Below are 13,016 nucleotides of genomic sequence, written 5' to 3'. Positions count from 1 at the left end.
TTCGCGAGCAAGGACTGGGCGTCCCTTTCGCTCCTGCAGGGGCAATTTCCCTTCATCCCCGTGACTTAAGGCAACAAAGCCGCACGGCAGACCGCATTCGTCGCCATTCTGGGTCGCGGCGGCTGGCGCACTGTCCTACGCTTTGGCAGTTGCGCTTTATGAAGAGACTGCCTACATGCAAGAACGGATTCCCGACGAGTCCAACCTCGCCGAGCTGACGGTTCGCGGCCTGATCCTCGGCGCGCTGATCACCGTGGTGTTCACCGCTTCCAACGTCTACCTCGGCCTCAAGGTCGGCCTGACGTTCGCCTCGTCGATTCCTGCGGCAGTCATTTCCATGGCCGTGCTGCGCTACTTCTCCGGCTCCAACATTCTCGAGAACAACATGGTGCAGACCCAGGCCTCGGCGGCCGGCACCCTGTCCTCGATCATCTTCATCCTTCCGGGCCTCTTGATGATCGGCTACTGGAGCGGCTTCCCGTTCTGGCAGACGGCGGCCATCTGCTCCATCGGCGGCATCCTCGGCGTGCTCTACACCATCCCGCTGCGTCGGGTCATGGTGGTGCAGAGCAGCCTGCCGTACCCCGAGGGCGTGGCGGCGGCGGAGATCCTCCGTGTCGGCAGCCAGGACGAGGAAGAGGAGAAGGCCGGCAAGCCTGCGAAAGCCGGCGGCCCGGGCCTGCGCGACATCCTTGCCGGCGGCGTGGTCGCGGCGGCCTTCAGCCTGTTCAGCAGTGGCTTCAAGGTGCTCGCCGAAGGCTTCAGCTTCTGGATCACCGCCGGGCAGGCGGCGTTCCGCCTGTCCACCGGCTTCTCCCTGGCGCTGGTCGGCGCCGGCTACCTGATGGGCATCACCGCCGGCATCGCCATCCTGATCGGCGTGGTCATCGCCTGGGGCGTGGCCGTGCCGCTGCTCTCGGTGAACAGCGTGCTGGCGGCGGGGCAAACGCTGCCGGAGCTGGCCACCAAACTGTGGAGCAGCCAGGTGCGCTTCCTCGGCGCCGGCACCATCGGCATCGCCGCACTGTGGACCCTGGCGACGCTGTTCAAACCCATGGTGCAGGGCGTCTGGTCGTCGCTCAGTGCCGTGCGCGGCCGCGGCGAAGCCAGCGACCTGCGCACCGAGCAGGACCTCTCCGCCAAATGGATAGTCGCCATCGCCGGCTTCCTGCTGGTAGCGCTGTTCGTGGTCTTCTCCTACTTCCTCAGCGACGCGGCGCCGGACCTGAAGGGCGTCGGCTTCTGGGGACTGGTGGCGGTCTGCGTGATCTTCGCCTTCTTCTTCGGCTTCCTGATCGCCGCCGCCTGCGGCTACATGGCGGGCCTGGTCGGCTCGTCGAGCAGCCCGATCTCCGGCATCGGCATCATCGCGGTGATCCTGGTGTCGCTGCTGATTCTCGGCGTCGGATCGCTGGAGACCGGTTTCCTCGACCAGCAGGGCGGCAAGCTCGCCATTGCCCTGGCGCTGTTCACCACCTCGGTGGTGATCGCCATCGCGGCGATTTCCAACGACAACCTGCAGGACCTGAAGACCGGTTATCTGGTCGGCGCCACGCCGTGGCGCCAGCAGGTGGCGCTGATCGTCGGCTGCCTGGTCGGCGCGCTGGTGATCCCGCCGGTGCTGGAGCTGCTGTTCAACGCCTATGGCTTCACCGGCGCATTGCCGCGCGAGGGCATGGACCCGAACGCCGCCCTGGCTGCACCGCAGGCAACGCTGATGACCGCCATCGCCAGCGGGATCTTCCACAACGCGCTGAACTGGAACATGATCCTCATCGGCGTGGCGCTGGGCATCGCGCTGATCCTGGTGGATGTGCTGCTGCGCCGCACCGGCAAGGCCAGCCTGCCGGTGCTCGCCGTCGGCCTGGGCATCTACCTGCCGCCCACCATCGGCATGACCCTGGTGGTCGGCGCGGTGATCGCCTGGCTGCTGGAAACGGCGCTGGCCAAGCGCGCGGCAGCCGCCGGCAAGGATGTGGAGAAGTACTCCGACGAGCCCAAGCGCCGTGGCGTGCTGCTGGCTTCGGGCCTGATCGTGGGCGAGAGCCTGATGGGTATCCTGCTGGCGGCCGTGATCGGCACCACTGGCACGGACGCACCGCTGGCGCTGGTCGGCGGCGGCTTCGAGGACACCGCGCAGTGGCTTGGCCTGGTGGTCTTCGTGGCGATCTGCGTGCTGTTCTACCGCAAGGTGCTGGGCGGCACACGCGGCTGATCCATCGCCGTGATGTGAAAAAGGCGCCTGTGGGCGCCTTTCTCGTTTCAGCCTGGTTCAACGCACCAAGTGCAGGAACTGCAGGTGCCGCTCGTACTGGTCGAGCATGTCGTTGATGATCTGCTCCTTGCTGTAGCCCATCAGGTCATAGTCCTGGCTGCCTTCGGAGAGGTGCACCTCGGCGCGGAAGTAGCGGCGGTTCTTCAGGTGCAGGCCGCCCATGCCGGCGCGGGCGAAGGACGGGGTGAAGTAGCCGCGCATCGACACTTGGTAGAGGAACGTGTGCTGCTCGCCGTGGCCGATTTCCAGCACCAGCTCCAGGTTGCTCAGGTCCAGGTCCGAATCCACCTGCAGGCCCTTCTCGCGGAAGACCTCGGAGACCTCGGCGATCGCCGGGCTGACCACATCGACCATGAAGCGGTACACCTCGTCGCGCGTGGGAAAGTGCACGGCCTGGGAGATACGCCGCTTCCAGCCGCCGGGCTTGGCCGAGGGCGGTGGCGCCAGGGAGTGGGTGCGCGCGCGCTGGCGCTGGGATTCGAGGTAGAACGCCTTGTGTAGGCCCCACATCATCAGCAGCAGGATCAGCGAGAAGGGCAGCGAGGTCAGCACCACTGCGGACTTCAGCGCATCGATGCTGCCGGCGAACAGCAGGCCGCCGGTGACCAGCGCGGTGGCCACGCCCCAGAACACCCGCAGCCACTTCGGGCCGTCATCGTCGGCGTTGCCGCCGTGGGCGGAGAGCGTGGAGAGCACCACGGTGCCGGAGTCCGCCGAGGTGACGAAGAAGACGAAGCTGACCAGCACCGTCACCGCGATCACTACACGGCTCGCGGGGTAGTTCTGCAGCATCTGGTACAGCGCCATGGACGGATCGGCAATGGCCACGCGGCCCAGTTCGCTGAAGCCATGGTTGAGTACCTGATCCAGTGCGCTGTTGCCGAAGATCGACATCCACGCCAGGGTGAAGCCCAGCGGGATGAAGAGCACGCCGAAGACGAACTCGCGGATCGTCCGCCCGCGCGAGATGCGCGCGATGAACAGCCCGACGAAAGGCGCCCAGGCGATCCACCAGGCCCAGTAGAACACCGTCCAGCCACCCAGCCAGTCGCTGCCGTCCTTGCCGTAGGCGTAGAGGTCGAAGCTCTTGGTCGGCAGGCTGCCGAGGTAGTCGCCGATATTCTGCACCAGGGTGTTGAGCAGGTGCTGGGTGGGGCCGGCGAACAGCACGAAGAGCAGCAGCGCGCAGGCCAGCAGCATGTTGATGTCAGAGAGCAGGCGGATGCCCTTGTCCACGCCTGATACAGCGACCAGGATCGCCGCGCCCATCATCAGCGCGATCAACGTCATCTGCACCGGATGGCTGTGGGCGATGCCGAACAGGAAGTCCAGCCCGGCGTTGAGTTGCAGCACGCCGAAGCCCATGTCCGCGCCCAGGCCGAACACCGTGGCGATGATGCCGAAGCAGTCCACGGTGTAGCCGATGGGGCCGTTGATGCGCTTGCCGATCAGCGGGTAGAGCGCCGAGCGCAGCGCCAGCGGCAGGTTGTGCCGGTAGGCGAAGTAGGCCAGGGCCATCGCCACCAGGGCGAACACGCCCCAGCCATGCAGGCCCCAGTGCAGGAACAGCAGCTGCATCGCCTGCCGCGCCGCTTCCGGCGTGCCGGCTTCGCCTTGCGGTGGCTGGGCGAAGTGGGTCAGCGGCTCCGAGACGCAGAAGAAGAACAAAGTGATGCTGATGCCGGCGGCGAAGAGCATGCCGGCCCAGGACAGGTAGCTGAATTCCGGCTCGTCGTGGTCGGCACCGAGCTTGATCTTTCCGTAGCCGGAAAGCGCGGTGACCACCACGAAGATCAGGTACAGCGTCATCGCCAGCAGGTAGTACCAGCCGACGGTATCGGCGGCCCAGGACTGTGCGGCGAGCAGCCATTCACCGGCCCGTTGGGGCAGGCTGATGACGATCAGGGCGAAGAGAAGGATCAGCGCGGCCGCACCGTAGAAGACCGGTGGGTTCATGCGCATGGAGGGTGAGGGTGTTACGGACGGGGGCGATTGTGCAACGGACAAAACGGGCGGGGTCCCTCTGACTTTTCCTTGAACAAGCATTCAATGAAAACACGGGATGGCCCTGGAAAGCCAATCGGCGGGACCGATGGTCCCGCCGCCGGCCCTGTCAAAAGGGCCGAGCGGAGCGGGTACTGCTTACTTGCGGCGGTTCTTTTTCGCCTCACGGATCTCACGGCGTTCCGGGTCGGCCTTCGCGGGCGCAGTCAGGAAAGCGGTGGCGGCGAAGAAGTTAGCAAGAGCGGCAAAGCTGGTCACGATAGTCTCCAATGGCGCCGGGGAAAATGGGTCCCGACCGCCTGTTAGCCATTTTCCCTGAAGATTGTGACAAAAAGAAGTGAATGGTCTCGATGGCAGGTATTGATATGGTCGATGAGACTGATTTTTACGATATTTGCGAGTAATAGTCATGTTTTTGACTGTTTGCTCAGGATTCCCTCCTGCCGACCTGCGGGTCGGCCCGGCCTTTCACTGCGACCATTCGTCGCCAAAGGTGAAACGGTTCAGCGCAGGCTCTGGCTTTTACGCGATAGACGGCTGTCAACGGCGAGAAACAGGTATTCCCTTAGCACAATCGCCGAAATAGAGCGGGTTCAAGTCTGGAAGCTTGAACGAGTGTGCAGTTTTTCGTGAAAAACTTGTGAATCGGCTATGGCGATTGACTTGTTGATTCCGTTAGTCTCCCCCGGCAGGACAAAAAACCACCAACAGGGAGCATCATCGAGATGGACTTCAAACGCATCGCCCTTGCCACTGCACTCTTCGCCTCGCTGGCTGGCTGCCAGACCATGACCACCAACCAGGCCATCGTTCCGCTGCAGGCCGCCACCGCCCAGATGATCGGTCTGGCTTCCTCCGACGAGCTGGTCGTCAGCGACGTCAAGGCCGGTCAGCCGGACGCCCTGGGTGGCCAGGAACTCTCCTACGTCGCCACCACCACCAAAGGCCGCGTGTTCAACTGCACCTCGCGCATGATGCCGGGCCTGCTGACCGATCCGGCCAAGCTGACCAACCCGTCGTGCACTCCAGTGGTCGCGCACTCCAACACCGCCACCAAGTAAGACTGCCCCGTCGCCCGTGCGCGGCCCTTCGGGTCGCGCTGGCGACTACAGCGCGGCATCAGCCGCGCTCGCGCTCCAGGCGTTGCAGCAGCGCACGCAACTGCGCCTCGACGCCGGGCTGGCGCACCAGGCGCTCCAGTGCCGCTTCGTTCACTTCCGTTTTCCCGCCTGGCCCCGCTACGCCGCCTGACCCGGCCGCGCCGCCCGAAAAATTCAGGTGCTCCGGGCGAATCTCTTCGTCCGGGCTGACCAGCAAGGCGAAGTGGATGACGTTCTCCAGCTCGCGGATATTGCCCGGCCACGAATAGCTTTCCAGCGCGCGCTGGGTGTCGCTGGCGATCTGTGGCACCGGCAGTTCCAGGCGTTGCGCGTGCACGCCTAGGAAGTACTCGGCCAGCGGCTGGATATCGCCGATGCGCTCGCGCAGCGGCGGCAAGGTCAGGTTGCCGTCGTGCAGGTATTGCTGCAGTCCTTCGAGGAATTTCCCCGCCTTCACCGCCTGCCCCAGGTCGATACTGGTGGCGGCGACCAGACGCACGTCCACCGGCACCGGCTCGCGCGCGCCGACGCGCAGCACTTCACGTTCCTGCAGCACGCGCAGCAGCTTCTGTTGCAGCGACAGCGGCAGGTCGGCGATCTCGTCGAGATAGAGGGTGCCGCCATTGGCCGAGCCGAACCAGCCGGCGCGGCTGCCCACCGGGCCGTTGTGCGCGCCTGGCGCGTAGCCGAACAGCTCGGCGTCGGCGTAGTTGCGGCTCAGCGCGCTGCAGCTCACCGCGACGAACAGGCCGGGGCGCTCGCTGGCGCGGTGGATGTGACGGGCCAGCAGCTCCTTGCCGGTGCCGGTCTCGCCATGGATCAGCACCGGTTGCGGCAATGGCGCCAGGCGCTCTACCTCGTCGCGCACTTCGTGGGAGCGAGGGTCGAAGAACACCAGCGCCTTGGCGCGGATGCTCAGCGGGCTCTTGTCGGCGTCGGGGAAGGTCAGCAGCGGTAGCGGTGCGTGGGGGGCGTTCATGGAAAATCTCCTTCTGCTCTTACAGCGCGTCCAGCGCCTGCAGGAAGTCACTGACGATGTCCTCGCTGTCCTCGATGCCCACCGAGACTCGGATGGTGCCGTCGTGGATATCCAGCGCGGTCAGCGCCTCGGCGGACAGCGCACGGTGCGAGGTCTTGCCGGGGTGGGTGATGCTGCTGGCGACACCGGCCAGCGACGGGGCGAAGGCGGCCAGTTGCAGCGCGCCGATCAGCGCGTCGACCTGGTCCAGGCCGCCCTTCAGGGTGAAGCTGAGCATGCCCGAGTGGCCTTTGCGGAACAGGCGTTGCGCCAGTGCGTGGTCCGGGTGCGAGGGCAGGCCGGGATAGTAGACGCGCTCCACCTGCGGGTGCGCCTCGAGGGCCTCGGCCAGTGCCTGGGCGTTCTGCGAATGCGCGCGCATGCGCAGTGCGAGGGTTTTCGCGCCACGGAAGTTCAGCCAGCTCTCGAAGGGACTGGCGCTGCCGCCGGCGTTGATCTGGAAACGCCGCGCCGCGGCGATCCATTGTGCGTCGCCGACCAGTGCGCCACCCATGGCGTCGCTGTGGCCGTTCAGGTATTTGGTCGTGCTGTGGATCACCAGGTCGGCACCATCGCGCAGCGGCTGGTAGAGCACCGGCGAGAGGAAGGTGTTGTCCACCAGCAGCTTGAGGCCCTGGCGGTGGGCGAGATCGGCCAGCGCCGGGACATTGCTCACGCGCACCAGCGGGTTGGAGGCGGTCTCGGTGTAGATCAGTTTCGTGGTCGGGGTGATCGCCGCTTTCACCGCGGCCAGGTCGTTGAGGTCGACCAGGGTGGAGGCGATGCCGAAGCGTGTCAGCTCTTTCTCGATCAGGCTCTGGGTGGTGCCGTACAGCTCGCGGCTGGCGATCAGGTGATCACCGGCGCCGAGCACGCCGAGCAGCGCGGCGGAAATGGCCGCCATGCCGGAGGCGGAGAACAGCGCGTCCTCGCCGCCTTCCAGGTCGCGCAGCAATTCCTCCACGGCGCTGTGGTTGGGGTTGCCGATGCGCGTGTACATGTAGTTGTCGGGGTTGCCGGCGAGAAAGTCGTCGACCTGCTCCAGGGAGTCGTAGACGAACACCGAGCTCTGGTAGATCGGCTGGCTCTTGGCACGGGTGACCATGCGCCGGTCGGCGTCGTGGCCGCTGTGTACGGCGCGGGTGGAAGGGCCTTTGGCGTGGTCGCTCATGGCAAGTCCTTGGGAAAGAAAAACGCCGGTGGAACCTGCCCACCGGCGTTGAAGCGGGTGCGCCAAGGGCGCGCCCAGCGTGGGAGTCGTTGCGCCCGGCGGATGGCCGGGCGACGGATCAGAAGGCGGGCACCACGGCGCCGTTGTACTTCTTCTCGATGAAGGCTTTGACTTCCGGGCTGGTCAGGGCGGCGGAGAGCTTCTTCAGCGCATCGCTGTCCTTGTTGTCCGGTCGCGCCACCAGGTAGTTCACGTAGGGCGAGTTGCGGTCTTCGAGGATCAGCGCGTCCTTCACCGGGTTGAGCTTGGCTTCCAGCGCGTAGTTGGTGTTGATCAGGTCCAGGTCGACCTGGTCCAGCACGCGCGGCAGCAGGGCCGATTCCAGCTCCTTGAACTTCAGGTGCTTGGGGTTCTCGGCGATGTCTTTCGGGGTGGCCAGGGCGTTGCTCGGGTCCTTGAGCTTGATCACGCCGGCCTTTTGTAGCAGGAGCAGGGCGCGGCCGCTGTTGCTGCCTTCGTTGGGCAGGGCGACGGTGGCGCCGTCCGGCAATTGGTCGATGGACTTGTATTTCTTCGAGTAGCCGCCGAAGGGCTCGACGTGCACGCCGGTCACGGTGACCAGGTTGGTGCCCTTGCCCTTGTTGAAGTTATCCAGGTACGGCTTGGTCTGGAAGTAGTTGGCATCCAGGCGCTTTTCGGCGACCTGCACGTTGGGCTGTACGTAGTCGGTGAAGACCTTGATCTCCAGGTCCACGCCTTCCTTGGCCAGGGTCGGCTTGATCAGCTCGAGGATCTCGGCGTGGGGGATCGGGGTGGCAGCGACAACGAGCTTCTCGTTGGCGAAGGCAGAGGTGCTGAAGGCAGCGGCGAGGGCGGTCAGAAGCAGCAGCTTTTTCATTGCGATGTCCTTGTGGGGCAGATGACCGCTGGCGTCCGGGCCGGCCGGGATGGGGCCTTCGTACGGGCGGTGGATTCTAGTTCCGCAGCTCACCTGGCAGCGGTTGAGACGAAAGTTACCCGGCTTTTTTATTCCAATAAAATATTAATTTTTCATTTTCATATTCGATTTTGTTCATATCGAACGGCCTGATCGGATGAGACATCCTGTCGCGCGACACCCCGTCGCGCGGCAACCCACCACTCCAGCCCGCGCCGCGGGCACGCGTAAAATCGAGTCGTTTTCTTGAGCGGCGTCAATGCGGATGGCGGTCCATTCTGATTGGGCGGCAAAAGAAACCCGAACCGACAGGAGATCGGCGGCTCGAAAAAGATCCATCAAGCAACACAGACATCACGCAAGAACGCCCTGCGCATGCGCAAGGTACGGTGCCGACCCTCCGTGGGGTGGGCGTCAGCCTGAAGAGGAATCGTCATGTTCGGATTAGAGGCGCTCGACCTGGCCCGGATCCAGTTCGCCTTTACCGTGTCCTTCCACATCATCTTCCCTGCCATCACCATCGGCCTCGCCAGCTACCTGGCAGTGCTCGAAGGGCTGTGGCTGAAGACCCAGGAGGAGGTCTACCGCGACCTCTATCACTTCTGGTCGAAGATATTCGCCGTCAACTTCGGCATGGGCGTGGTCTCCGGCCTCGTCATGGCCTATCAGTTCGGCACCAACTGGAGCGCCTTCTCGGCGTTCGCCGGGAGCGTCACCGGCCCGCTGCTGACCTACGAAGTGCTGACCGCCTTCTTCCTCGAGGCCGGCTTCCTCGGCGTCATGCTTTTTGGCTGGCACCGCGTCGGCCCCGGCCTGCACTTCTTCGCCACGGTGATGGTGGCGATCGGCACGCTGATCTCGACCTTCTGGATCCTCGCTTCCAACAGCTGGATGCAGACCCCGCAGGGCCACGAGATCGTCAATGGCGTGGTGGTGCCGGTGGACTGGGTGGCGATCATCTTCAACCCGTCCTTCCCCTATCGCCTGCTGCACATGGCGATCGCCTCGTTCGTTGCCACCGCCTTCTTCGTTGGCGCCTCGGCGGCCTGGCACCTGCTGCGTGGCCGTGACAACCCGGCGATCCGCAAGATGCTCTCGATGGCGATGTGGATGGCGCTGATCGTCGCGCCGATCCAGGCCATGGTCGGTGACGCCCACGGCCTCAACACGCTGAAGCACCAGCCGGCGAAGATCGCCGCGATGGAAGGCCACTGGGATAACAGCAGCGGCGAACCGACCCCGTTGATCCTGTTCGGCTGGCCGGACATGGAGCGCGAGGAAACCCGCTTCAAGGTCGAGATTCCGGTACTCGGCAGCCTGATCCTGAATCACAGCCTGACCGAGCCGATCCCGGCGCTGAAGGATTTCCCGAAGGCCGACCGGCCCAATTCCACCATCGTGTTCTGGTCGTTCCGCATCATGGCCGGCCTGGGGATGCTGATGATCTTCGTCGGCCTGTGGAGCGCCTGGCTGCGCTGGCGCAAGCGGCTGTTCGAGAGTCGCGCCTTCCTCAAGCTGGTGCTGTGGATGGGGCCGTCCGGCCTGATCGCGATCCTCGCCGGCTGGTTCACCACCGAGATCGGTCGCCAGCCGTGGGTGGTCTACGGGCTGATGCGTACCAGCGATGCGGTGTCCAACCACAGCGTGACGCAGATGAGCATCACCCTGGTGATGTTCGTGGTGGTGTACTTCTCGCTGTTCGGCGTGGGCATCGGCTACATGATGCGCCTGGTGCGCAAGGGCCCGATCACCCATGAAGGGCGCGAAACCAGCCAGGGTGGCGCCGGCCAGCAACGCACTCCGGCGCGGCCGCTGTCGGCGACCGCCGAGGGCCTCGACGACGATGAAACCGACAGTCCGGCAGGGAGGAACTGAGCATGGGCATCGACCTTCCGCTGATCTGGGCGATCATCATCATCTTCGGCGTGATGATGTATGTGGTGATGGACGGCTTCGACCTGGGGATCGGCATGCTCTATCCGTTCTGCCAGGACGAGGGCGACCGTGACGTCATGATGAACACCGTGGCGCCGGTCTGGGACGGCAACGAGACCTGGCTGGTATTGGGCGGCGCGGCGTTGTTCGGCGCCTTCCCGGTGGCCTATTCGGCGGTACTCTCGGCGCTGTACCTGCCGCTGATCCTGATGCTGATGGGGCTGATCTTCCGCGGCGTGGCCTTCGAGTTCCGCTTCAAGGCCCGGCCGGCGAAACGGCACATCTGGGACAAGTCGTTCATCGTCGGTTCGCTGGTGGCGACCTTCTTCCAGGGCGTGGCGCTGGGGGCCTTCATCGAGGGCATCCCGGTGGAAAACCGCGCCTTCGCCGGCGGCGCGCTGGACTGGCTGGCACCGTTCCCGCTGTTCTGCGGCCTGGGCCTGGTGGTGGCATACACCCTGCTGGGCTGCACCTGGCTGATCATGAAAACCGAGGGGCCTCTACAGCAGCGCATGCATGACCTGGCGAAGCCCCTGGCGTTGGTGCTGCTGGCAGTGATCGGCATCGTCAGCCTGTGGACGCCGCTGGCCCACGAGGACATCGCCCAGCGCTGGTTCAGCCTGCCGAACCTGTTCTGGTTCCTGCCGGTGCCGCTGCTGGTGCTGCTGACCTTCTACAGCCTGCTGCGCTCGGTGGCGCGCAATGACCATGTGAAGCCGTTCCTGCTCACCCTGGCGCTGATCTTCCTGGGCTACAGCGGGCTGGGCATCAGCCTGTGGCCGAACATCATCCCGCCGTCGATGTCGATCTGGGACGCCGCGGCGCCGCCGCAGAGCCTGGGCTTCATGCTGGTGGGCGCGCTGTTCATCATCCCCTTCATCCTCGTCTACACCGCGTGGAGCTACTACGTGTTCCGCGGCAAGGTGAAGCACGGCGACGGCTACCACTAGAGGTGCGCGTGATGACCCATGAAGAGCAGGAGAAGGCGCCGCTGCGCAAGCGGCTCGGCTGGCTGGTACTGATCTGGGCGCTGAGCGTCGCCGGCCTGGGCGTTGCGGCCTGGCTGATGCGCCTGTTCATGAGCGCGGCGGGGCTGGGCACGCCGCACTAGCCGCGCAATCGATCCCATCCGGGCGCCGTCCCCCGGCGCCCGTTCCCACATCCCTCGCCGGTGCTTCCAGCGGGGGATTTTTTTCAGTGCAGCTTGTCGCGCTTGGCCAGGGTGGGGAATAGCTTCATCCAAGCACCGGTGACGACCAGTGTGCCGACGCCGCCGAGTACAACCGCCGGCACCGTGCCGAGCCAGTGGGCGGTAACGCCGGATTCGAATTCGCCCAACTGGTTCGAGGCACCGATGAACAGGCCGTTCACCGCGCTGACCCGGCCACGCATCTCGTCCGGGGTTTCCAACTGCACGAAGGCGCCGCGGATGACCATGCTGATCATGTCCGCCGCGCCCAGCACCACCAGCACCGCCAGGGAGAACCAGAAGGACGTCGACAGGCCGAAGGCGATGGTGGTGACCCCGAACACGCCCACGGCGGCGAACATGATGCGCCCGACGTTGCGCTCGATGGGGAAGCGCGCCAGCCAGAACGACATCAGCAGTGCGCCCACCGCCGGGGCCGAGCGCAGCAGGCCCAGGCCCCAGGGGCCGGTCAGCAGGATGTCCTTGGCGAACACCGGCAGCAGTGCGGTGGCGCCGCCCAGCAGCACGGCGAACAGGTCCAGCGAGATGGCGCCGAAGATGTCCGGGCGGCTGCGGATGAAGCGGATGCCCGCCAGCAGCGACTCCAGCGTGGCCTTGCCCTGGGCGGCCGGCGCCTGGCGCGAGGGCAGGGTGAGCACCAGGGTGCAGGCGATGAAGTACAGCACTGCGGTGGGCGTGTAGACCCAGAAGGCGCCGAAGGCATAGAGGAAGCCGCCGAAGGCCGGCGCAGCGATGGTCGCCGCCTGCATGGCCGAGGCGGACGCGGCGACGGCACGGGGGAACAGTGCCGTGGGCACGATGTTCGGCAGCAGCGCCTGGGTGGTCGGCATCTCGAAGGCCCGCGCGGTGCCCAGCAGGAAGGCCATCACGAAGATCATCTCGCGGGTCACGTTGTCGGTGCTGGCGCCCACCACCAGCGCCACGGCGATCAGGCCCTGGCCGACCTGGCAGAGCGAAGCGATGCGGCGGCGGTCGTAGCGATCGGCGACGTGACCGGTGTGCAGCATGAAGAGCACGCGCGGGGTGAATTCCACCAACCCGACCAGGCCCAGGTCGAGCACGTTGTGGGTCAGTTCGTAGATATGCCAGCCAATGGCCACGGTGATCATCTGGAAGGCGCTGGCGGTGCAGACGCGGGCCAGCCAGAAGGCGAGAAAAGGGCGGTGACGCAGCAGGGACGTGGCTTCGGCGGTCATCTTGGAGGCTTATCTGGAAGGTTCGTTAGGAGGCTAAGCAAGGGCCATGCAGCGTAGCACGGCGTAACACTTTTCCGCTTGTCGCCGAGGGTTTTTGCTATTGGCGAATAGTCTCGACCCGTCGACTAAAATTTTCATCTCCGCGACAAGCTGTCCGATTGACTTTGCTT

10 protein-coding genes are annotated in these 13,016 nt (G+C 65.2%); 5 read left to right on the top strand and 5 right to left on the bottom strand.

Annotated elements, in window-relative coordinates:
* Positions 1-175: 175 nt before the first annotated feature.
* Positions 176-2,215 carry an OPT family oligopeptide transporter gene (locus GJV37_RS22245; protein ID WP_084358555.1) on the top strand — a complete coding sequence of 680 codons (2,040 nt, stop codon included), beginning with the start codon at positions 176-178 and terminating at the stop codon, positions 2,213-2,215.
* Positions 2,216-2,272: 57 nt separating this feature from the next.
* Here GJV37_RS22245 and betT read toward each other — a convergent pair whose 3' ends face one another.
* A complete protein-coding gene (gene betT / locus GJV37_RS22240; protein ID WP_089285845.1) occupies positions 2,273-4,231 on the bottom strand; it encodes a choline transporter BetT in 1,959 nt (652 codons plus the stop codon).
* A gap of 773 nt (positions 4,232-5,004) precedes the next feature.
* Here betT and GJV37_RS22235 point away from each other — a divergent pair.
* Positions 5,005-5,340, top strand: coding sequence for a hypothetical protein (locus GJV37_RS22235; protein ID WP_024764762.1), 336 nt, complete (start codon positions 5,005-5,007; stop codon positions 5,338-5,340).
* Positions 5,341-5,398: 58 nt separating this feature from the next.
* On the opposite strand, the gene GJV37_RS22230 is transcribed toward GJV37_RS22235, so the two are convergent.
* From GJV37_RS22230 to GJV37_RS22220, 3 genes are all read right to left on the bottom strand, one after another.
* A complete protein-coding gene (locus tag GJV37_RS22230; RefSeq protein WP_193452956.1) occupies positions 5,399-6,358 on the bottom strand; it encodes a sigma 54-interacting transcriptional regulator in 960 nt (319 codons plus the stop codon).
* A 19-nt stretch (positions 6,359-6,377) separates the two neighbouring features.
* Entirely contained in the window at positions 6,378-7,568 is a 1,191-nt protein-coding gene (locus tag GJV37_RS22225) for a trans-sulfuration enzyme family protein (RefSeq protein WP_193452955.1), read from the bottom strand.
* Between the two features lie 118 nt (positions 7,569-7,686).
* On the bottom strand, positions 7,687-8,466 hold the full coding sequence (locus tag GJV37_RS22220) for a MetQ/NlpA family ABC transporter substrate-binding protein (protein WP_037015272.1): 780 nt from the start codon (positions 8,464-8,466) through the stop codon (positions 7,687-7,689).
* 474 nt (positions 8,467-8,940) lie between these two features.
* Here GJV37_RS22220 and GJV37_RS22215 point away from each other — a divergent pair, with 474 nt between their 5' ends.
* Genes GJV37_RS22215 through GJV37_RS22205 form a run of 3 tightly spaced genes read left to right on the top strand, consistent with a single transcriptional unit; the run spans position 8,941 to position 11,551 of the window.
* Complete coding sequence (locus tag GJV37_RS22215; protein WP_084358551.1) at positions 8,941-10,380, top strand: cytochrome ubiquinol oxidase subunit I; 1,440 nt, start codon at positions 8,941-8,943, stop codon at positions 10,378-10,380.
* A 2-nt stretch (positions 10,381-10,382) separates the two neighbouring features.
* Positions 10,383-11,390: a cytochrome d ubiquinol oxidase subunit II gene (gene cydB / locus GJV37_RS22210; RefSeq protein WP_024764767.1), complete on the top strand. Its 1,008-nt coding sequence runs from the start codon at positions 10,383-10,385 to the stop codon at positions 11,388-11,390.
* 11 nt (positions 11,391-11,401) lie between these two features.
* Positions 11,402-11,551 (top strand): DUF2474 domain-containing protein, encoded by a 150-nt coding sequence (locus GJV37_RS22205; protein ID WP_037007166.1) that lies wholly within the window; start codon positions 11,402-11,404, stop codon positions 11,549-11,551.
* Positions 11,552-11,634: 83 nt separating this feature from the next.
* Here GJV37_RS22205 and GJV37_RS22200 read toward each other — a convergent pair whose 3' ends face one another.
* Positions 11,635-12,846: an MFS transporter gene (locus GJV37_RS22200; protein WP_024764768.1), complete on the bottom strand. Its 1,212-nt coding sequence runs from the start codon at positions 12,844-12,846 to the stop codon at positions 11,635-11,637.
* Positions 12,847-13,016: the final 170 nt, after the last annotated feature.

Origin of the sequence: Pseudomonas nitroreducens (assembly GCF_010994165.1) — a bacterium.
In the GTDB taxonomy this organism is placed as follows: Bacteria; Pseudomonadota; Gammaproteobacteria; order Pseudomonadales; family Pseudomonadaceae; genus Pseudomonas; species Pseudomonas nitroreducens.
This window is presented reverse-complemented; position numbering and strand designations above follow the sequence as displayed.